This is a genomic window from Stutzerimonas stutzeri (genome assembly GCF_019090095.1).
GTDB classification, from domain to species: domain Bacteria; phylum Pseudomonadota; class Gammaproteobacteria; order Pseudomonadales; family Pseudomonadaceae; genus Stutzerimonas; species Stutzerimonas stutzeri_AN.
This window is the reverse complement of record NZ_JAGQFP010000002.1, coordinates 483,836-503,795: the sequence shown is the minus strand read 5'-3', so window position 1 is coordinate 503,795 and position 19,960 is coordinate 483,836. Positions and strand designations below refer to the sequence as shown.

16 protein-coding genes are annotated in these 19,960 nt (G+C 66.0%); 6 read left to right on the top strand and 10 right to left on the bottom strand.

The window, feature by feature from the left end:
* Positions 1-2 precede the first annotated feature (2 nt).
* On the bottom strand, positions 3-824 hold the full coding sequence (locus KVO92_RS11965) for a helix-turn-helix domain-containing protein (protein ID WP_217475869.1): 822 nt from the start codon (positions 822-824) through the stop codon (positions 3-5).
* A 152-nt stretch (positions 825-976) separates the two neighbouring features.
* On the opposite strand from KVO92_RS11965, the gene KVO92_RS11960 reads away from it, so the two are divergent.
* On the top strand, positions 977-2,422 hold the full coding sequence (locus KVO92_RS11960) for an alanine/glycine:cation symporter family protein (protein WP_217475868.1): 1,446 nt from the start codon (positions 977-979) through the stop codon (positions 2,420-2,422).
* Positions 2,423-2,481: 59 nt separating this feature from the next.
* Positions 2,482-3,468, top strand: a complete 987-nt coding sequence (locus tag KVO92_RS11955) for an asparaginase (protein WP_217475867.1) — start codon at positions 2,482-2,484, stop codon at positions 3,466-3,468.
* Positions 3,469-3,546: 78 nt separating this feature from the next.
* On the opposite strand, the gene KVO92_RS11950 is transcribed toward KVO92_RS11955, so the two are convergent.
* The 3 genes from KVO92_RS11950 to nudE all read right to left on the bottom strand — a co-directional run bounded on the left by KVO92_RS11950 (position 3,547) and on the right by nudE (position 7,917).
* Positions 3,547-6,417 carry an ATP-binding protein gene (locus tag KVO92_RS11950; protein WP_217475866.1) on the bottom strand — a complete coding sequence of 957 codons (2,871 nt, stop codon included), beginning with the start codon at positions 6,415-6,417 and terminating at the stop codon, positions 3,547-3,549.
* A gap of 121 nt (positions 6,418-6,538) precedes the next feature.
* On the bottom strand, positions 6,539-7,354 hold the full coding sequence (gene cysQ / locus KVO92_RS11945) for a 3'(2'),5'-bisphosphate nucleotidase CysQ (RefSeq protein WP_217475865.1): 816 nt from the start codon (positions 7,352-7,354) through the stop codon (positions 6,539-6,541).
* Positions 7,351-7,917, bottom strand: coding sequence for an ADP compounds hydrolase NudE (nudE, locus tag KVO92_RS11940; RefSeq protein ID WP_217475864.1), 567 nt, complete (start codon positions 7,915-7,917; stop codon positions 7,351-7,353). The genes cysQ and nudE overlap by 4 nt, the downstream gene beginning before the upstream one ends.
* 119 nt (positions 7,918-8,036) lie before the next feature.
* Here nudE and yrfG point away from each other — a divergent pair, with 119 nt between their 5' ends.
* A complete protein-coding gene (gene yrfG / locus KVO92_RS11935) occupies positions 8,037-8,717 on the top strand; it encodes a GMP/IMP nucleotidase (protein ID WP_217475863.1) in 681 nt (226 codons plus the stop codon).
* Positions 8,718-8,915: 198 nt separating this feature from the next.
* The gene (locus KVO92_RS11930; protein WP_217475862.1) at positions 8,916-11,018 is read left to right on the top strand and encodes a PAS domain-containing protein; all 2,103 of its coding nucleotides are present in this window, start codon (positions 8,916-8,918) and stop codon (positions 11,016-11,018) included.
* Between the two features lie 127 nt (positions 11,019-11,145).
* Here KVO92_RS11930 and fdhD read toward each other — a convergent pair whose 3' ends face one another.
* From fdhD to KVO92_RS11905, 5 genes are all read right to left on the bottom strand, one after another.
* On the bottom strand, positions 11,146-11,979 hold the full coding sequence (gene fdhD / locus KVO92_RS11925) for a formate dehydrogenase accessory sulfurtransferase FdhD (RefSeq protein ID WP_217475861.1): 834 nt from the start codon (positions 11,977-11,979) through the stop codon (positions 11,146-11,148).
* A 119-nt stretch (positions 11,980-12,098) separates the two neighbouring features.
* Positions 12,099-12,335, bottom strand: a complete 237-nt coding sequence (locus KVO92_RS11920) for a formate dehydrogenase subunit delta (protein ID WP_254621417.1) — start codon at positions 12,333-12,335, stop codon at positions 12,099-12,101.
* 75 nt (positions 12,336-12,410) lie between these two features.
* A complete protein-coding gene (gene fdhF, locus KVO92_RS11915; protein WP_217475859.1) occupies positions 12,411-15,254 on the bottom strand; it encodes a formate dehydrogenase subunit alpha in 2,844 nt (947 codons plus the stop codon).
* Positions 15,255-15,269: 15 nt separating this feature from the next.
* Positions 15,270-16,841, bottom strand: coding sequence for a formate dehydrogenase beta subunit (locus tag KVO92_RS11910; protein WP_217475858.1), 1,572 nt, complete (start codon positions 16,839-16,841; stop codon positions 15,270-15,272).
* Entirely contained in the window at positions 16,838-17,332 is a 495-nt protein-coding gene (locus tag KVO92_RS11905) for a formate dehydrogenase subunit gamma (RefSeq protein ID WP_168422956.1), read from the bottom strand. Before KVO92_RS11905 ends, KVO92_RS11910 begins: the two co-directional genes overlap by 4 nt.
* 247 nt (positions 17,333-17,579) lie before the next feature.
* Between KVO92_RS11905 and KVO92_RS11900 the strand changes: the two genes are divergently transcribed.
* Complete coding sequence (locus KVO92_RS11900) at positions 17,580-18,668, top strand: substrate-binding domain-containing protein (RefSeq protein ID WP_217475857.1); 1,089 nt, start codon at positions 17,580-17,582, stop codon at positions 18,666-18,668.
* A 267-nt stretch (positions 18,669-18,935) separates the two neighbouring features.
* A complete protein-coding gene (locus tag KVO92_RS11895) occupies positions 18,936-19,385 on the top strand; it encodes a hypothetical protein (protein WP_254621416.1) in 450 nt (149 codons plus the stop codon).
* 89 nt (positions 19,386-19,474) lie between these two features.
* Here KVO92_RS11895 and KVO92_RS11890 read toward each other — a convergent pair whose 3' ends face one another.
* Entirely contained in the window at positions 19,475-19,918 is a 444-nt protein-coding gene (locus KVO92_RS11890; RefSeq protein ID WP_217475855.1) for an acyl-CoA thioesterase, read from the bottom strand.
* Positions 19,919-19,960: the final 42 nt, after the last annotated feature.

Sequence of the window (19,960 nt, the reverse complement as noted above, 5' to 3'; positions counted from 1 at the left end):
TCTTACTCGATCTCGAACAAGCCGTCGCGCAGGGACACCGCCGCCAGTCGCGCGCGGATTTCCGGGTCGATCCGCGGGTCGTCCAGCTCATAGAGCATCACCTGGCGATAGGCATTGACCCGGTTGATCTCGGTGCCCAGGTATTCCCAGACCACGCGGGTGCAGGCCGGGGTGCGACGGTCGCCGCTGGAGACGCCGGTCTTCAGGCCGTTGAGGCGGCTGATGCGACTCTTGAAACTGGGAATCAGGATGGTCTGGCTCATCTCGTTGTCGGTCAACGACTCGTAGTCGATGAGAAACAGGCGATCCTGCAGGTAGAAGGCGGCGCCCAGGTAGCGACAGCGCACCACGCCATCTTCCTGCTTGGGATTATCGGCGCGCGACTGCTCCTGACGCTCCTGGCGCTCGAAGACATAGCTGCCGCGGTCCTCGCGCAGGTGCACCAGCGACAGCAGGATCTGCCCCGGTACCGACATGCAGTTGGCGTATTCGAAGTAGTAGCCGCAATAACGGGACAGGCTGTTGGCGTTGTCGCGCATCGGCTGGAACAGCTCCAGCAGCGGATCGCTGGCGGCGATGCGTTCCTGGTCGTGCTGCCGGAGGCCGATCAGCTGAGCGAATTGCTCGACGGGCAGGCTCAGCTCGTAGCTTTCCACGCCGAAGAAATCGCAAATCCGCTTGAGGTTGTGCGGCGTCGGGCGGCTCTGGCCGTTCAGATATTTGTTGAACTGGGCGCGGTTGATCGCGAGCTTGCGGCAGACCTCGGCAATGGAGCGGTAATGGCTGCAGAGCAGCTTGAGGTTGGCGCCAAGGTGGTTGTCCATGCGGGAGTCCGGGTGATGCGAGCGGCGCGATTCTAGCATCAACTCGCGCCAGTTCGCCGCGATCCGCGTAATTGCATGACTGTCGGGTCTGGCCAACCATTCCCGTTCTGTGTTTCAACATTTGTCACAACAACAAGAGAGACCCTACCGTCATGCTCGACTTACTCAACGATCTCATCTGGAGCAAGCTGCTCATCGTGATGCTGATAGGCCTCGGCCTGTTCTTCACCATCGCCTCGCGCTTCGTCCAGTTTCGCTACTTCGGCAGCATGTTCCAGATCTTCGGCGAAGCCTTCAAACGCCAGCCCGGACAGCTCAGCTCGTTCCAGGCGCTGATGCTCAGCGTCGCCGGCCGTGTCGGTGCCGGCAACATCGCCGGTGTCTCGGTCGCCATCATGCTCGGCGGCCCGGGCGCGATCTTCTGGATGTGGATCGTCGCGCTGGTCGGCATGGCCACCAGCTACTTCGAATGTTCCCTGGCGCAGCTGTACAAGCGCCGCGAACCCGACGGCGGCTATCGCGGCGGCCCGGCCTTCTACATCGAGCACGGCCTCGGCCAGCGCTGGCTGGGCATCGTGGTGTCGCTGCTGCTGCTGGTGACCTTCGGCTTCGGCTTCAACGCGGTGCAGTCCTACACCGTCGCCAGCTCGATGAACGACACCTTCGGCGTGCCCACCTTCATCAGCGGCATCGTGCTGATGGTGGTGATCGGCCTGATCATCTTCGGCGGCATCAAGCGCATCGCCAAATTCGCTGACGTGCTGGTCCCGGTGATGGCGTTCTCCTACATCGCCATGGCGATCTTCGTCATCGGCAGCAATGCCGGCGATATCCCTGAGGCGTTCGGCACCATCTTCCGCAGCGCGTTTGGTCTCGAGCCGGCGTTCGCGGGCGGTATCGGTGCGGCCATCATCATGGGCGTCAAGCGCGGCCTGTTCTCCAACGAAGCCGGTCTGGGCAGCGCGCCAAACGTCGCGGCAGTCGCCGAGGTCAAGCATCCGGTGGCCCAGGGCATCGTCCAGTCGCTCAGCGTGTTCATCGACACCATCGTGCTGTGCAGCTGCACCGCGCTGATCATCATCCTCTCCGGGGTGTTCGAGCCGGGCAGCGACATGGCCGGTGTGGTCCTGACGCAAACCGCCGTCGCTGCCGTCGTCGGCGAGTGGGGCCGGGTGTTCATCAGCGTGGCACTGCTGTTGTTCGTGTTCACCACGCTGATCTACAACTACTACCTCGGCGAGAACGCCCTGGGCTTCTTCACCGCCAAGCGCTGGCCGGTGCTGGTGTACCGCATCATGGTCATCGGCCTGGTGATGTGGGGCTCGATCCAGGACCTGGGCACGGTATTCGGCTTCGCCGACGTCACCATGGGCCTGCTGGCGATCTGCAACCTCATCGCCCTGGCGCTGCTGTTCAAGGTCGGTCTGCGCCTGATGCGCGACTACGACAGCCAGCGTGATGCCGGCGTCGAGCAGCCGGTCTTCGACCCGAAGAATTTCTCCGATCTGGACCTGGACCCGAGCGTCTGGCCCGTCCAGGAAGCCCGCGCATCAGCGGCCACGGGAGCGGCAACCGCTTCGCCGGCGTCGCAACGCTAAGCGCCCGCAGCGGGATATGAACAGGGGGCTACGGCCTCCTGTTTTCATAGGAGAGCTCTATGTCCAGAAACATCCTGGTGCTGTACACCGGCGGCACCATCGGCATGCAGCAGAGTGCCGAGGGCCTGGTGCCCGCCTCCGGATTTGCCGAGCGCCTGCGCGAACAGCAGGCCCAACAGCCGCAGCTGACCCTGCCGCACTGGCAATTTCGCGAACTGCTGCCGCCGATCGACAGCGCCAACATGCGCCAGGAGAACTGGCTGGCCATGGTCGAGGCTATTCGGACCGGTGTGGAGCAGGACGGCTGCGATGGCGTCCTGGTGCTGCATGGCACCGATACCCTGGCCTACAGCGCCGCCGCTCTGAGTTTCCTGTTGCTTGGCTTGCCGGTGCCGGTGGTGCTGACCGGTGCCATGCTGCCGGCCGGCGCGCCCGACAGCGATGCCTGGGGCAACCTGTTCGGCGCCATGCAGGCGCTGCATGCGGGTGTCGAGCCTGGCGTCCAGCTGTACTTCGCGGGAAAGCTCATGCATGGCGCTCGGGTCAGCAAGCTTGGTACCGCCAGCCTCGATGCGTTCGGCGTACTGACGCGACAGCGTCAGGGCGCGCGCGCAGCCGCCGTCCCGCCCGCGCTCGATTATCGCCGAGCGCGCCAGCCGGTGAGCCTGGCCGTGCTACCGCTGTACCCCGGCATCCAGGCCGCGCAGCTCAGTGCGCTTCTGGCCAGCGGCGTGCAGGGGATAGTGGTCGAATGCTATGGCAGCGGAACCGGCCCGGCGGATGACGCCGACCTGCTCGAAGCACTTGCAGCCGCTCACCGCCGGGGCATCGTGCTGGCTGCGATCAGCCAGTGCCCACAGGGGCATGTGGAGTTCGGTATCTACGCCGCCGGCAGTCAGCTGGCCGCCAGTGGGCTGATCTCCGGCGGCGGGATGACCCGCGAGGCCGCGCTGGGCAAGCTGTTCGCGCTGCTGGGCGCAGGGCTGTCCCAGAGCGAAGTCGAACACTGGTTCGCACTCGACCTCTGCGGCGAGCGCGCCGACTGAAACGCGCCACCCCGGCGCCTTGCGCCTGCCACGAATGCGCGGGCTGGCCGCTAGGCCATGCGCACCTCGGGCTGCGGGTCAGCCCGTTGTCAGGTCCAGGGCTTGAAGGTGCTCCCGCACGCGCCGGCGCAGTTCGCTCAGGTTGAGCGGCTTGCTCAAGCGGTCCTGGCAATCGAGCCCCTGGTCGATCTGGCTTGCTGCGCTCAGCACGATAACCGGTAGCCGGCGCGTGGCGGGCGCCTGGCGCAGCAACCCCAGCAGCTGCTCCCCGCTGAGCTCGGGCAGGTTCAGGTCCAGCAGCAACAGATCCGGCGGATCGGCCAGCACGCGCTCCAGGGCCAGACGGCCATTGTCGACCACACTGACCTCCCCCAGATCGGCCAACGCCTTGCGCACCAGCAGCTGGCTGGCCGGGTCGTCTTCGACGTACAGGATTCGTGGGCGCTCATGCCGCCGCGGCTGGGCCTGCGGCTCGAACGCCGGCAGAGCGATCCAGAAGCGGCTGCCGACGCCGGGGCTGCTCTTGACGCCGATGCTGCCACCCATCAGCTTGGCGTACTCCAGACACAGCGACAGGCCGATGCCGGCGCCCTGGATGTTCGAGCTCTCGCGGCCCAGCCGTCGGAACGGCTCAAACATTTGCGCATGCAGGGCCTCGTCGATGCCCAGGCCCGTGTCCTCGACCAGCAGGCGCACCTGGCCGGCCAGCGTTTCCACAGCCAGGCGGATCTGCCCCGCCGGGCGGTTGTACTTGATCGCATTCGACAGCAGGTTGAGCAGCACCTGACGCAGCCGCCGAGGCTCGGCCACGACCTCGACCGGTTCGGCCGGCAAGTCGAAGCTGAGCTGCAGGCCATGGCGCCGGACCTCCAGCGCCACCAGCTCGGCACACTCGCGCATCAGTCCGGTGACCTCGACCGGCTCGAGTTCCAGCCGCGGCCGCTCGGCCTGCAAGCTGGACCAGTCGAGGATGTCCGCCAGCAGCTGGTTCAGATGCCGGCTGGCCAGCAGGATCTCATCGAGGTAATCGACGGCCTGGGCGTCGGCATCAGGCGAGCAGTCCATGCGCATCAGCTGGGCAAAACCAAGGATGGCGTTGAGCGGCGTGCGCAACTCATGGCTGATACTGGAAATCAGATGGGTCTTGGCCTGATTCGCGGCCTGGGCCTGCTGGGTCGCCAGGCGCAGGTCTTCTTCGCCGCGCTTGATCGCATCGATATCCACGTGGGTGCCGGCGATCAGCGTCGCCTGGCCGCTCACCGGATCGCGCTCGAGCACACGGCCACGGCTGAGCAACCAGTGGTAGGTCCCCAGGGCGTCGACGAAACGAAACTCGCTTTCGTAGCGCAGCTGGACGCCGCCCAGATGCATACGCTCCAGCTCGGCACGCACCTGGGGCACGTCCTGCGGGTGGATGCGTTGCAGGAACTGCGCTTCGCTGAGCTGCGCGGCGGGCAGCCCGAAGCGCGCCGGCAGGCGGCCACGCAACTGCATCGTGCCGCTGCGCATGTCCAGTTCCCAGAGGCTTTCGGTGGCGCTTTCCAGGACCAGCTCGAGGCGCTCCTGCGCCTGGCTGCGCTGCGCCTCGCTGGTTTCCAGCCGTCCGCCGAGAGCCAGGGTGTGCTGGGTCAGCTCGTCGACTTCGCGAATGGCGGACGCCTCAGGCGGCTGCGGTCGCCACTGCCCCGAGCCGATGGCGGCCATCATCCGCGAGATGCCGGCGAGAGGTGTCAGCAGCGCCTGGCTGAGCCGCCGCGCCCGCAGCCAGATGAAGGCGAAAAACAACAGGTAGAACACCAGCAGGCCGCCAATCAGCAGGTAGCCGATCTGCTGGAAGTGGCTGGCCAGCGCGTTGGTCTGGCTGAACACCTGCGCTTCATCGACCACCGCCAGCAGATGCCAGCCGGTTTGCGGCACCGTGGTCCAGGCAACCAGTCGCTGTGCGCCGTTGAGCTCGAGGCGCATCACCCCCTCGCTCTGATTGGCCAGCTCATGGGCCAGCCGCCGCGTCTGCTCGCGCCGATCGAGGCGAAAATCCTCCGGTTTGAATACCTCGCGGCGGATGGCCTCGTCATAGGAATGATCGGTCAGCTCATCCAGGCCGAACTCCCGCTCGCCGGCGGCCGGCAGGGCCATGATGCTCAGGTCGCGGCTGACCAGCACGGCATAACCGCTCCAGGGCACCCGCAGCGTGCCGATCTGCCGGAGCAGGCCGCCGACGGTCACATCGATGCCGCTGACCCCTTCGAGAAAATCGCCGCGGTAGACCGGCGCGATGGCCGACATCATCCAGCCCTGCCCGGCCGGATCCAGGTAGACGTCGGTCCAGACGACCTTGCGCGACGGGTTCTGCCAGGCGTTGGCGAGGTAATAGAAGTTGTAGTCGGGAATGGCCATGTCCGGCGGATACTGCTGCGCCGTGTCGAACCAGGGGTAGATGTGGTTGTAGCTGTCCCAGCTGTTGAAGTAGACGCTGGCGATCAGCGGATTGCCGGCGTGCAGGTCCGCCATCAGCGGATCGAGCCGGTGCAACCGGGCGACCTTTTGCAGGTCCTGACGCTCGGCCGGGGTGCGCGCCGAATAGAAGCTGGCCGCGCCGCCGTCGTCGCGCGGGCTGTAACGAACACCCTCGGCATTGATCGGCAGCGCGTAGGGTTCGATCGGCTCGTCGGATGCCAGGGTTCGCCGGGTGGCGCTGCGCAGCAGGTCGGTCGCGCGTGCCACCTGTTGCAGCTGCTCGTCGATGATCCGTGTCTCCAGCGTCACCGCGGCCTGCAGATCGCCGAGCGCCGTCTCGCGCAGGTAGTCGATCTGCGCCTCGCGGATGGCGTTGTTGGTCAGCAGGTAGGTGGCCACCAGCACCACTTCGACCAGCACCAACGGAATCAGCGCGGTCTGGACGATGACGCGCCAGATCCATTGACGTATCCCGGTGGGTGTTTTCGACACAGCGCAGCTCCTGCAATCAGGCTCAAGCGCTTGGCTTGGCCACGGCGGGAAATCCTAGCATGGCGGCCGTCGCGCTCCGCTTGACCGCGAATAGGACCAATGCAGACCTGTCGCGGCAGCGCTAGCGGTTGGCCAACTCGATCAGCTCGCCACGCCAGGTTGCGTCACGGGGCAACGCCAGGAACGACGGGTTGAGGTAGCTCTCACGCGCTTCGTAGGTAAGCGGCGCACCGCTGACATCCAGCACCTCGCCCCCGGCCCCCTCGAGCACACCCTGGGCGGCGGCGGTGTCCCACTGCGAGGTCGGCGCCAGCCGCGGGTAGCAATCGGCAGCGCCCTCGGCCAACAGGCAGAACTTCAGCGAGCTGCCAACGTTGGCCAGCGCCAGATCGCCGAAACGCTGGCGCAAGCCATCGAGCAGGTGCTCCTGCGCCGGGCTCGTATGCCGACGGCTGGCCACGACGGTGAAGGCTCCGATCGACTCGGCGCGTACCCGGAGCGGTTGCGCTGCGCCATCGGCCTCGGCACGCCAGGCGCCGAAGTCGCCGCCACCGTAATAGCAGCGGCCATTGGCCGGCACACCGACCACGCCAAACAGCACCCGTCCACGCTCGATCAGCGCCACGTTGACGGTGAACTCGTCGCTGCCGGCGATGAACTCCTTGGTGCCGTCCAGCGGGTCGACCAGCCACCAACGGCTCCAGCCGGCACGCTCGGCCAGGCTCAGCGCGCAGTCTTCTTCGGACAATACCGGGATCCCCGCATCCAGTGCCTGCAGGCCCGCGACGAGGACATCATGGGCGGCCATGTCCGCAGCGGTGACCGGCGAGGCGTCGGCCTTTTCATGCACCGTCACGTCGTTGCGCCAGTGCGGCAGGATGGCCTGCCCGGCGTCGCGAACCAGATCGATGACCCGCGTCAGATAAGGGTGGCTCATCGGCTGAACTCCCCGCGCTCGGTCAGCAGGTCCCGTGCGAGATACAGCGCCGCCAGTGCGCGGCCCTCGCTGAACTGCGGGTTCTGGATCAGGCTGGAGAGGTCGCGCAGGTCGATCCGGTCGACGCGCATCGGCTCCGGTTCATCGCCGGGCAGGTGTTCGGCATACAGGTCGCGCGCCAGCACCACCTGAATCTTCTGACTCATGTAACCGGGCGAGAGCGACAACTCGGTGAGCAGCTCCAGGCGGTGCGCGCCGAAGCCGGCTTCTTCCTTGAGCTCACGGTTGGCGGCGTCGAGGACATCCTCACCCGGCTCGATCAGCCCCTTGGGCAGCGACAGCTCGTAGCTGTCGGTGCCGCCGCAATATTCCTCGACCAGTAATGCCCGTCCGTCGGCTTCCAGCGCGACGATCATCACCGCGCCATAGCCGGTGCCCTGCCCGACGAGCCGCTCGTAGGTGCGCTCGACGCCATTGGAGAAGCGCAGCTGCAACTCCTCGACACGGAACAGACGGCTGCTGGCAACGATCTCACGAGCAAGTACGGTAGGTTTCTGGCGCATGGGGGATATCCTTGAAACGCGAACCGCAATCATAACCCGCCTTTTCCCCGTCGCCGTGAACGCTTTGCATCGAGCCGACCGCTGTCGCACCATTGCGCCAACGCCACCGAGAGCCCGACATGATCGATTCATTGCCCTGGTCCGACATCGACACCGTTTTGCTGGACATGGACGGCACCCTGCTGGATCTGCACTTCGATAACCACTTCTGGCTCGAATTCATGCCCCGGCGCTACGCCGAACTGCACGGCATCAGCCCGGCGATGGCCGAGCTGGAGCTGGCTCCGCTGTTCAACGAGCACGAAGGCAAGCTGACCTGGTACTGCCTGGACTTCTGGACCCGCGAGCTGAACCTGCCGATCCGCGAGATGAAGCGCGAGATCGCCGACCTCATCGCCCTGCGTCCGGCCGCCGACGAATTTCTCGCCGCCCTGCGCGAGGCAGGCAAGCGGGTGGTGCTGATCACCAATGCCCATCGCGATTCGCTGTCGCTGAAGCTCGAGCGCGTCGAACTGGCGCCCTGGTTCGATCGCCTTATCAGCTCCCACGACTACGGGTTTCCCAAGGAGCAGGCGCAGTTCTGGTACGCCCTGAAGGCGGATCTGGAATTCGATCCCGCCACCTCGCTGTTCATCGACGACAGCCTGCCGGTGTTACGCAGCGCGCGCGATTTCGGCATCGCACATTTGCTGGCGATCAGCGAACCGGACAGCCGTCGCGGACGCAAGGACACCGAAGAATTCACCGCCGTGGTCGATTACCTGACGCTGATTCGCAGCCTGCAAGGCTATCCAGCCTGAACGGCGGGCGCTGACTTAATTGTGGTGGTCGGAGGTCGCCTATAACTCGGTGATCGTCGGCAGGGCTGGTTAGGATGGAGAGGCATCTGAACGGACAACACAACGAAGGCCAGCCGCTGGCTGCGCCACATTAGGCGGATCATGCCGAGCGCGGCTGGCGCGTTGGGCAACACGCCGCCGCGCATCGATGGGTGACCTATGGCTGTAGACCCAGGGCGCTGGCCCCCCGGAACCGATGAAATGAGTGGGCGCATCCGTCGTCACGACTGGTGCGCGACCTCGCTGGGGCCGATCGACGACTGGCCTGCCGCGCTGCGTATCCTGCTCGATACCGTGCTCGATGCGCCGTTGCCGATGTGCGTGCTATGGGGCGAGAACGGCCTGCAGCTGTACAACGATGCCCACGCGCGGCTGATCGGTACGCATCATCCGGCCGCGCTGGGAACGCCCGTCGCCGAAACCTGGGGCCCGGTGTGGCCGGAGCTGCTCGAAGCCCGTGAGCGACACGAACCCAGCCACGCCTGCCTGCTGCGCAACTATCGCCTCTCGAGCGATGGCACCGCGAAGGGTGCCGCGGCCTGGTTCGACCTGGCCCTGAGCCCGATCCGCGACGGCGAGCGCATCGCCGGGCAGTTGTTGTGCCTGCGCCCCAGCGACGAACAGGCCTTGCGGCGCAGCGAAGCGGAGATGCGCATGATCACCGATGCGCTGCCGGTGCTCATCGGCTACATCGATCGGAACGAGCGCTTTCGCTTCAACAATCGCCACTATGAAGACTGGTTCGGCTTGTCTCCCGAGCACCTGTACGGCAAGTCCATCCGTGAGGTGCTCGGCGAGCAGGGCTATACGCTGCGACGCGCGAACATCGAAGCGGCACTCGCCGGCCAGCCCAGCAGTTTCGAGGCCGACAGCCCGCACCGCGACGGCCGAACGCGCCGTTCCCAGGTGCAATACCTGCCGCGCAGAGACGACACCGGACAGGTTCAGGGCTTCTTCGTCCTGGCCCAGGATGTTACCGAGCGCTGGCAGGCCGAACAGGCGCTGCGTGACCTGAACGAGACACTGGAGAGCCGGGTCCAGGAGCGCACCGAGGCGCTGGCCGAGGTCTACGAGCGCCTGGTCAAGGAAATGGCCAGCCGCGAGCAGGCGCAAGAAGCCCTGCGCCAGGCTCAGAAGATGGAGGCGGTCGGTCAGCTGACCGGCGGAATCGCCCACGACTTCAACAACATGCTCACCGGCATCATCGGCGGCCTGGATCTCATCCAGCGCTACAACCAGTCCGGGCGCCACGGCGAAACCCAGCGCTTCATCGATGCGGCGATGAACTCGGCCAATCGCGCCGCCGCACTGACCCACCGGCTACTGGCCTTCGCCCGTCGACAACCGTTGAACCTCAAGCGCGTCGATCTCAATGAACTGGTCGACTCGATGCGCGACCTGATAGTGCGCACCCTGGGCAGCCATATCCTGGTCGATACCCAGCTCGAGCCCGATCTCTGGCCAGCGAGCAGCGACGAAAACCAGTTGGAAAGTACGCTGCTCAACCTGGTAATCAACGCCCGCGACGCCATGCCCGACGGCGGCAGCCTGTATATCGCAACGGCCAACGTGCAGTTGCAGCGACAGTCGGAAGTCGGCGAACTGGCACCGGGGCGCTATGTCAGCCTCAGCGTGATCGACAGCGGTTGCGGCATGTCGCCGAAGGTTCTGGCGGCGGCGTTCGAACCCTTCTTCACCACCAAACCCATCGGCCAGGGCACGGGCCTGGGACTGTCGATGATCTACGGCTTCGCGCGCCAGGCAGGCGGCCACCTGCAGATCCGCAGCGAGCCAGGCCAAGGCACCGAAGTGACGCTCTATCTGCCGGCGCATCAGGATGCCAGCTCACGGCCGGCCCCGAACGAGACGGCGCAACAGGCCCCACCGATGTCCAAGGGCGAGACCGTGCTGCTCGTCGAAGATGACGCCGCCGTGCGGTCGCTGGTGCTGGACGTGCTGGACATGCTCGGCTATCGCGCCCTAGAGGCCGCCGAAGCCAATGCGGCGGTGCAGATACTGCGCAGTGGCGAGCGCATCGACCTGCTGATTTCCGACGTCGGCTTGCCGGGCATGAACGGCCGGCAGCTGGCCGACGTGGCCCGCCAGCACCGGCCCGCATTGAAAGTGCTGTTCATTACCGGCTACGCCGAGCAGGCCGCCAGCAGCGGTTTCCTCGACACCGGGATGGACATGATCAGCAAGCCGTTTTCCATCAATCATCTGGCGACGCGGGTGCGCGACATGCTGTCCGGTGACCGCTAGCGCCAGGGACAGGCGCCGCCGCGCGGCGGGCCGTTGAGCGCGGCCGCCGGCGCAGGGCACCGCGTGATCGACCGAGGTTCGGAGCGGCGGCGAAAGCCTGCGCTTCAGCGCAACGCGAGGGGTGGGTCTATGCCGCGCTGTCGCCCGGGCTGTAGACCCGCGGTGCGCTGTGGTGCGGCAGGTGGATCAGGTTCAGCCGATGCTGCCGCGCCCAGCGCACACAGAGGTCGGTCGGTGCCGACAGGCTGACCAACGTCGACAACCCGGCGCGCACGGCCTTGTGGATCAGCTCCAGGCTGCAACGGCTGGTGACCACGGCAAAGCCCCGCCGGCTGTCGCGGCCTTCACGACGCAGCGCACCGATCAGCTTGTCCAGCGCATTGTGCCGGCCGATGTCTTCGCGACACAGCACGATTTCGCCGTGCTCGTCGACGTATAGCGCGGCGTGCAGCGCACCGCTTTGTCGCGCCAGACGCTGCGCATCGTTGATCCGCGCGCGCAGCTCGTGCAGGTGTGCCGCCGGCGGCAACGGACTGGACGCGAGGGAGGTCAACTGCGGCAGCGCCTGATCGATCGCTTCCACGCCGCACAGGCCGCATCCACTGGTGCCCGCCAGATGGCGGCGCTGCTGCTTGAGTGCCCAGAAGGCGCGATTGCCGATCTCTACCTCGGCACTGAACGCCTCACCGCGACGACTGAGCTGGATGTCGTAGATCTCGTCGATACTCCCGACCAGCTCGCCGCTCAGGCTGAAGCCGACGACGAAGTCTTCCAGCGCACTGGGCGAGACCATCATCACCGCATGGCTGATGCCGTTATAGGCGATGGCCAGGGCGCACTCCTCGGCCAGCACCGCATTGCCCCGCTGCGCGGCAGCGTCCAGCTCGACGTAGCTGTAGGCCTCCGGCGCCGGGTTGGTGACGCGATCAGCGGCGAGCGGACGGGAGGCACGGCGTGACATGGCGTTGGGTTCCTCGCAATGATCGTAGGTGGATCGCGCTTTATCGACCCACCATAGGCGCCGCGACGGCGGATGAAAAGAGCGTCATCCACCCTCGCCGAACCGGGACCTTATGCTGCTCACGCCACCTGCGGTTCGATTTGCTCACGCAGCCCTTGCAGCGCCTGCAGGGCGAACTCGCTGAGCCCTTCGCCGCCGTGGGCGTCCAGATGTGCATAGAGCGCGGTGCGCATCTGCGGGTCCCACTGGCGCCTGAGGTGGTGGGCGAATTCACTGCGCGCCTGGGCAGGGTCGGGTTGGGAGGCGAAGAAGGCGCCGATCTGGTTGGCCATCTTGATCAGTTGCGTGGCATTCATGCCCATCTGCACACCTCGATGCGCTGAAGAGAAAACAGGAGCCAACGGCGGGCCGCGAAGGCCCGCCGCTGGGGTTTACAGCTGGGTGACCTGGATGCGCGGCAGGAACTCGACCTGCTCGCGGGTGAAGGCCTCGAACTCCTGCTGCCATTGCGACGGCGTCTCGACCTTGTGCACCTGCACCGCGGTGACCTTGTACTCCGGACAGTTGGTGGCCCAGTCGGAGTTGTCGGTGGTGATCACGTTGGCGCCCGACTCCGGGTGGTGGAAGGTGGTGTACACCACACCTGGCTGCATCCGTTCGGTGACCTTGGCACGCATCACCGTCTCGCCGGCGCGGCTGTTGATGCCGACCCAGTCGCCGTCCTTGATGCCGCGGTCCTCGGCGTCCACCGGGTGCAGCTCGAGGATGTCCTCGGCGTGCCAGGCCTTGTTCGCGGTGCGCCGGGTCTGCGCGCCGACGTTGTACTGCGAGAGGATACGTCCGGTGGTCAGCACCAGCGGCCGCTTGCGCGAGGTGCGCTCCTCGGTCGGGATGTATTCGGTGACCATGAAGCGACCCTTGCCGCGCACGAAGGCGTCCTCGTGCATGATCGGCGTGCCATCCGGCGCCTCGTCGTTGCAAGGCCACTGGATGCTGCCCATGCGGTCGAGCTTGGCGTAGCTGACGCCGGTGAAGGTCGGAGTCAGGGCGGCGATCTCATCCATGATCTGCGACGGATGGGTGTAGTTCATCGGGTAGCCGAGGGCATTGGACAGCGCCACGGTCACTTCCCAGTCTTCCTTGCCGGCCAGCGCCGGCATCACCTTGCGCACCGGCGAGATGCGCCGCTCGGCGTTGGTGAAGGTGCCGTTCTTCTCCAGGAAGGAGGCGCCCGGCAGGAACACGTGGGCGTACTTGGCGGTTTCGTTGAGGAACAGGTCCTGCACCACCACGCACTCCATCGCCTTCAGCGCATCGGTGACGTGCTGGGTGTCCGGGTCGGACTGCGCCGGGTCCTCACCCTGCACATAGAGGCCCTTGAAGGTGCCGGCGTGCGCCGCGGCGAGCATGTTGGGAATCCGCAGGCCCGGCTCGTCGAGCAGGCTGACGCCCCAGGCGGCTTCGAATTGCGGCCGTACCACCGGGTCGGAGACGTGGCGGTAACCCGGCAGCTCGTGGGGGAAGGAGCCCATGTCGCAGGAGCCCTGCACGTTGTTCTGTCCGCGCAGCGGGTTCACCCCGACGCCCGGACGGCCGATGTTGCCGGTGGCCATGGCCAGGTTGGCGATCGCCATCACGGTGGACGAACCCTGGCTGTGCTCGGTGACGCCCAGGCCGTAGTAGATCGCGGCGTTACCGCCAGTGGCGTACAGCCGGGCGGCGGCGCGCACCGAAGCGGCCGGCACGCCGGTCAGCGCTTCCATGGCCTCGGGGCTGTTGCGCGCTTCGCTGACGAAGGCGCGCCATTGCTCGAAGGCCTCGGCCTCGCAGCGCTCGGCGACGAAGGCTTCGTTGATCAGGCCTTCGGTGGCGATGACATGGCCCAGGCTGTTGAGCAGGGCGACGTTGCTGCCCGGACGCAGTTGCAGGTGATGCTCGGCCTTGATGTGCGGGCTGCGCACCAGGTCGATGCCGCGCGGGTCGGCGACGATCAACCGCGCACCTTCACGCAGGCGGCGCTTGAGCTGCGAGCCGAACACCGGGTGACCGTCGGTGGGGTTGGCACCGATCACCAGCACCACGTCGGCAGCCAGTACCGAATCGAAGTCCTGGGTACCGGCGGACTCACCGAGGGTGACCTTGAGGCCGTAGCCGGTCGGCGAGTGGCAGACGCGTGCGCAGGTGTCGACGTTGTTGTTGCCGAAGGCGGCGCGCACCAGCTTTTGTACCAGGTAGGTTTCCTCGTTGGTGCAGCGCGAGGAGGTCAGACCGCCGACCGAATCGCGGCCGTACTGGGCCTGGATCTCCTTGAAGCGCCGGGCGGCATAGCCGATCGCCTCGTCCCAGCTCACCGAACGCCAGGGCTCGCTGATGCTGTCGCGAATCATCGGCGTCTTGATGCGATCCGGGTGGGTGGCATAGCCCCAGGCGAAGCGGCCCTTGACGCAGGCATGGCCGTGGTTGGCATGGCCATTCTTGTTCGGCACCATGCGCACCACTTCATTGCCCTTGACCTCGGCGTTGAACGAGCAGCCGACGCCGCAGTAGGCGCAGGTGGTGGTCACGCTGCGTTCGGCCTGACCCATTTCGATCAGCGACTTCTCGGTCAGGGTCGCGGTCGGGCAAGCATTGACGCAGGCGCCACAGGAGACGCACTCGGAATCGATGAAGCTTTCGTCCTGGCTGGCGGCCACGCGCGAGTCGAAGCCGCGGCCGTCGATGGTCAGGGCGAAGGTACCCTGCACCTCTTCGCAGGCCCGCACGCAACGGTTGCAGACGATGCACTTGGCCGGGTCATAGGTGAAATAGGGGTTGGACTCGTCCTTGGGCTCGGCCAGGTGAGTCTTCACCGGGTCGTAGCGCACCTCGCGCAGGCCGACCACGCCGGCCATGTCCTGCAGTTCGCAGTTGCCGTTGGCCGAGCAGGTCAGGCAATCGAGCGGATGGTCAGAGATGTACAGTTCCATGGTGCCGCGGCGCAGTTCGGCGAGCTTGGGGCTCTGCGTGCGCACTTTCATGCCCGGCTCCACCGGGGTGGTGCAGGACGCCGGATAACCGCGGCGGCCTTCGATTTCAACGGTACACAGGCGGCAGGAGCCGAATGGCTCGAGGCTGTCGCTGGCGCACAGTTTGGGCACGGCGATGCCGGCCTCTTGTGCAGCACGCATGACCGAAGTGCCAGCCGGCACGGTGATGGCGGTGCCGTCGATTTCCACCGTTACCGGGGCGCCGGTGCGGGCGGGAGTGCCATAGTCGAGTTCACGATACAGGGCCATGTCTATGCCTCCGGATCAGCGGGCTTCGGCGGCGTCTTTCGACACCCCGAAGTCCTCGGGAAAGTGGTTGATAGCGCTCATCACCGGGTAGGGCGTCATCCCGCCGAGGGCACAGAGCGATGCGCCGAGCATGGTGTCGCAGAGGCTCTTGAGCAGCTCGATACGGCCCGGCTGCGGACCTTCGGAGCGGGCGACGATGATCTGGTCGAGCAGCTCCTCGCCACGGGTCGAACCGATCCGGCAGGGCGTGCACTTGCCGCAGGATTCCACCGCGCAGAATTCCATGGCGTAGCGCGCCATCTCGGCCAGGTCGACGGTGTCGTCGAACACCACGATGCCGCCGTGACCGAGCACCGCGCCGAGGGCGGCGAAGGCCTCGTAGTCCAGCGGGGTATCGAACTGCGACTCCGGCAGATAGGCACCCAGCGGGCCGCCCACCTGCACCGCACGGATCGGCCGGCCACTGGCCGAACCGCCACCATATTCATATAGCAGCTCGCGCAAGGTGATGCCGAAGGCCTTCTCGATCAGCCCGCCGCGGGCGATATTGCCGGTCAGCTGGATCGGCAGGGTGCCGAGCGAGCGGCCCATGCCGTAATCCTTGTAATAGGCGCCGCCCTTGTCGAGGATGATCGGCACCGAGGCCAGCGAGATCACGTTGTTGATCACCGTTGGCTGGCCGAACAGGCCTTCGATGGCCGGCAGCGGCGGCTTCGGCCGCACGGTGCCGCGTTTGCCCTCGATGCTTTCGAGCAGCGCGGTTTCCTCGCCGCAGATGTAGGCGCCAGCGCCGCGGCGCAGCTCCAGATGGAACGTCTTGCCGCTACCCAGCAGGTCGTCGCCCAGGTAGCCGGCGGCGTTTGCGCGGGCGATGGTCTCGAGTAGCACCGCCTCGGCGTGTGGGTATTCCGAACGCAGGTAGATGTAACCCTTGGTGGCGCCGACGGCCAGACCGGCGATGGTCATGCCCTCGATCAGCACATAGGGGTCGTCTTCCATCACCATCCGGTCGGAGAAGGTGCCCGAGTCGCCTTCGTCGGCGTTGCAGACGATGTACTTCTGCGCCGCCTCGCAGCCGAGCACGGTGCGCCATTTGATGCCGGTGGGAAACGCCGCGCCGCCACGGCCGCGCAGGCCGGATTCGGTGACTTCGGCGACGATGGCCTCGGGTGTCATGCCCAAGGCGCGCTTGAGGCCACGATAGCCGTCGTGGGCGATGTAATCCTCCAGCGACAGCGGGTCGGTAATGCCGGCGCGGGCAAAGGTCAGGCGTTCCTGACGCTTGAGGTACTCGATCTCCTCGGTCAGGCCCTGGCCCAGCGGATGCTCGCCGCCCGACAGGAAACCGGCATCGAACAATCCGGCGACATCCTTGGCCTTGACCGGGCCATAGGCGACACGGCCGGCGGCGGTGGCGACCTCGACCAGCGGCTCGAGCCAGAACAGCCCACGCGAGCCATTGCGCACCAGCTTCACGTCGAGGCCACGGGCCGCAGCCTCGGCGGCAATGGTCTGGGCGACCTTGTCGGCACCCAGGCTCAGCGCGGTGACGTCACGCGGAACGTAAACGGTAATGGACTCGCTCATGCGCGAACCTCCTGTTCAGCCAACAGTTCCAACAGACCCTCGGCATCGACGCGGCCATGCAGCTCGCCGTTGAGCATGGCGTTCGGCGCGCAGGCGCAATTGCCCAGGCAATACACCGGCTCGAAGGTGAGGCTGCCGTCTTCGCGGGTCTCGCCGAGCGGCAGGCCGAGCTTTTCCTCGAGTTCGGCAGTCAAGGCCTTGACCCCCATCGAACGACAGGCTTCGGCCTGGCACAGCTTGAGCACCTGACGGCCCGGCGGCGTGGCGCGGAAGTCGTGGTAGAAACTGACCACGCCGTGCACTTCGGCACGCGACAGGCTGAGGTCCTCGGCAATCATCGGCAGCAGCTCCGGCGGCACCGCACCGAGGCGATCCTGGATGTCGTGCAGGATGGGTAACAGGGCGCCTGGCCGACCGCGGTGGGCGGCCAGTACCTCACGGGCGACGGCCTGGCACTGCTCGGGGGCAAAGCGCTGGGGAAGAATGGCCATGTTCTATGCTCCAGCCGGCGGCTATACCGGTACTGTCAGGAGATAAGCGCCATCGGAGCCTGTGAATAATCGAATGCGTTCACGCGCGACGATTGCTTCACCAGCTCCCACGGTTTTGGCGTTTATCCCGGGCGGCACTCGAAGGTGCGCCACATATGAATTAAAGTTCTTATACTAGGCCGCAGAGCGCCCATGTGCGGCACACTATCATGGGCAATTAGCCGAACAAATATGAAGCCGTGAGCATATGATCCGTATCGAAATACAGCCACGCTGGCGCTTCCATCAACCCGACGGCAGCAGCCTCGACCCCCAGGGCCTGGAACTGCTCCAAGCGGTGCATGACACCGGCAAGCTGACCGAGGCCGCAGCCCGCGTCGGCTATTCCTACCGCCACGCCTGGAACCTGCTGGGCAAGTGGCAGGCCTTCTTCGGCAGCCCGCTGATCGAACTGGAACGCGGCAAAGGCGCGCGTCTGGCGCCGCTGGGGGAGAAGCTGCTCTGGGCCGACCAACGGATTCGCGCGCGGCTATCGCCGCAGCTGGACAACCTGGCCGGCGAGCTGGAGCTGGAACTGAACCGCGTGCTCCAGGCCAGCAACCCCGGCCTGCGCATCCACGCCAGCCACGGCTTCGCGGTAGCCGCGCTGCGCGAGTGGCTGGAACGCGACCAAAGCTGGCAGTGGGAGGTGCAGTTTCGCAGCGGTAGCGAGGCGATGATCGCCCTGCATCGCCACGACTGCGAAGTCGCCGGCCTGCATGTGCCGGCCGGGCCGCTCGGCACACCGAGCATCAACCGCATCCAGCCCTGGCTGCGCCCCGACCAGCGGGTGATTACCTTCGTCGTACGCACCCAGGGATTGATGCTTGCCCCCGGCAATCCGCTCGGCATCGAGGGGCTGGCGGACCTGACACGTGGCGAGCCGCGCTTCGTCAATCGCGAACCGGGCTCGGGCACACGCCTGCTGCTTGAGGATCTGCTACGCCGTGACGAGCTCGATAGCGCCGCGATAAAGGGTTTCCACAACGAGGAATTCACCCATGCCGCCGTGGCTGCCTACGTGGCCAGCGGCATGGCCGATGTCGGCTTCGGCGTCGAAGCGGCGGCGCGCCAGTTCGGCCTGACCTTCCTGCCCATGGTCCGCGAACACTATTGCCTGCTATGCCGCGAGGACAGCCTCGAGCTGCCGGCGATGGCCGCGCTGCTAAGAGTGTTGCAGAACCCGGAGTTTCAAGCGCGCATCAGCCAACTGCCCGGTTACGCCTTGAGCCGGCCCGGCGAAGTGCTGCCGCTTTCCCAGGCGTTGGAGCAGTGGAGCCGCGAGAGCCTGCTGTGAGAACCCCTTACGTCGACCGCACATAAGTGCTGCGCTGGCCGGCCCCGCGCTCCGTATGGAAACAGCTGTCACCCTGCGCCAGGCGTGTTCGCGGTCCAGACCGCTCCCACGCGGCCTAGCCTGTGGAGCCCGCGAAAAGGAAATCGTGAGCGAGCGCACAGACCCAGCGAACGAACAACCGAAGCGGGGAACTCGGCGCGGGTTCACCAGTCTATGGCGCAAATCTCGCCGTTAGGCGGCTCTGTCCTCGAGGTGTCTATGAAGTCCATGCAGTTGCTCCTCCTCTCCCTTGGCCTGGCCTGTGGCGGTACCGCGCTGGCAGGCAACACCGACGCAGCCGTGGGTGGCGCCCTGGGAGGCGTCCTCGGTACGGTGGTGGGTGAACAGCTGGGCGGCTCGACCGGCGCGACCATCGGTGCCGGTGTCGGCGGTGCCGCCGGTGGTATGGTCGGCGCCGACAAGCGCAGCCGTACCGAAGCGGCCATCGGTGGCGGTCTCGGTGCTGCAGGCGGCAATGTCATCGGCCAGCGCGTCGGGGGCAGCACCGGCGGTTTGATCGGCGCAGCCTTGGGCGGTGGCGCCGGTGGAGCGCTCGGCAACGAGTACGGCGATGATGATTATCGCGGCGACCGCCGCTACCGTGACGACCGCCACTACTACGGCCACCCGGGCAAAGCCAAGGGACACTGGAAGCACAAACACAAGCATCACCGCTGAGTCAGCCGCTCCGTAGCGCGGCGCGACCATCCACAATGAAACGGCCGAAAAAGTTCGGCCGTTCAGCTGTCTAACCGCAGGGCCGAGGTTTATCCGGCCGTCATTACCAGCGCTTCGAGCGCCTGGCGCAAACCGCTCGGGATTGGCGTCGGCCGGTTGCTGGCGCGGTCGACGAACACATGCACGAAGCGCCCCGCCGCACAGGCCTGCGCTTCGCCTGCCTTGAATATCGCCAGCTCGTACTGCACCGAGCTATTGCCCAGCTTGCCGACCCGCAAACCGACTTCCAGCACATCGGGAAAGGCGATGGAGGCAAAGTAGTCGCACGACGAACTGACGACGAACCCCACCACTTCGCCGTCGTGGATATCCAGCCCGCCACGCGCGATCAGATAGGCATTCACTGCGCTGTCGAAATAGCTGTAGTACACGACGTTGTTCACGTGACCGTAGATGTCATTGTCATGCCAGCGCGTGGTGATGGGCTGGAAGTGACGATAATCGGCGCGCAGGTGCTGCGGTTGTTCGGCCATACGAGAAGTCCTTGTTCAGCAAATTGGCACACCGCAGGCGAC

Bases quoted from the DNA above. Each gene is read 5' to 3' on its own strand.
- fdhD (WP_217475861.1), bottom strand. From the start codon at position 11,979: ATGTCACGCCGTGCCTCCCGTCCGCTCGCCGCTGATCGCGTCACCAAC.
- KVO92_RS11930 (WP_217475862.1), top strand. From the start codon at position 8,916: ATGGCTGTAGACCCAGGGCGCTGGCCCCCCGGAACCGATGAAATGAGT.
- KVO92_RS11910 (WP_217475858.1), bottom strand. From the start codon at position 16,841: ATGAGCGAGTCCATTACCGTTTACGTTCCGCGTGACGTCACCGCGCTG.
- KVO92_RS11890 (WP_217475855.1), bottom strand. From the start codon at position 19,918: ATGGCCGAACAACCGCAGCACCTGCGCGCCGATTATCGTCACTTCCAG.
- KVO92_RS11900 (WP_217475857.1), top strand. From the start codon at position 17,580: ATGATCCGTATCGAAATACAGCCACGCTGGCGCTTCCATCAACCCGAC.
- nudE (WP_217475864.1), bottom strand. From the start codon at position 7,917: ATGCGCCAGAAACCTACCGTACTTGCTCGTGAGATCGTTGCCAGCAGC.
- yrfG (WP_217475863.1), top strand. From the start codon at position 8,037: ATGATCGATTCATTGCCCTGGTCCGACATCGACACCGTTTTGCTGGAC.
- KVO92_RS11965 (WP_217475869.1), bottom strand. From the start codon at position 824: ATGGACAACCACCTTGGCGCCAACCTCAAGCTGCTCTGCAGCCATTAC.
- KVO92_RS11895 (WP_254621416.1), top strand. From the start codon at position 18,936: ATGCAGTTGCTCCTCCTCTCCCTTGGCCTGGCCTGTGGCGGTACCGCG.
- KVO92_RS11955 (WP_217475867.1), top strand. From the start codon at position 2,482: ATGTCCAGAAACATCCTGGTGCTGTACACCGGCGGCACCATCGGCATG.
- KVO92_RS11905 (WP_168422956.1), bottom strand. From the start codon at position 17,332: ATGGCCATTCTTCCCCAGCGCTTTGCCCCCGAGCAGTGCCAGGCCGTC.
- cysQ (WP_217475865.1), bottom strand. From the start codon at position 7,354: ATGAGCCACCCTTATCTGACGCGGGTCATCGATCTGGTTCGCGACGCC.
- KVO92_RS11920 (WP_254621417.1), bottom strand. From the start codon at position 12,335: ATGAATGCCACGCAACTGATCAAGATGGCCAACCAGATCGGCGCCTTC.
- fdhF (WP_217475859.1), bottom strand. From the start codon at position 15,254: ATGGCCCTGTATCGTGAACTCGACTATGGCACTCCCGCCCGCACCGGC.
- KVO92_RS11960 (WP_217475868.1), top strand. From the start codon at position 977: ATGCTCGACTTACTCAACGATCTCATCTGGAGCAAGCTGCTCATCGTG.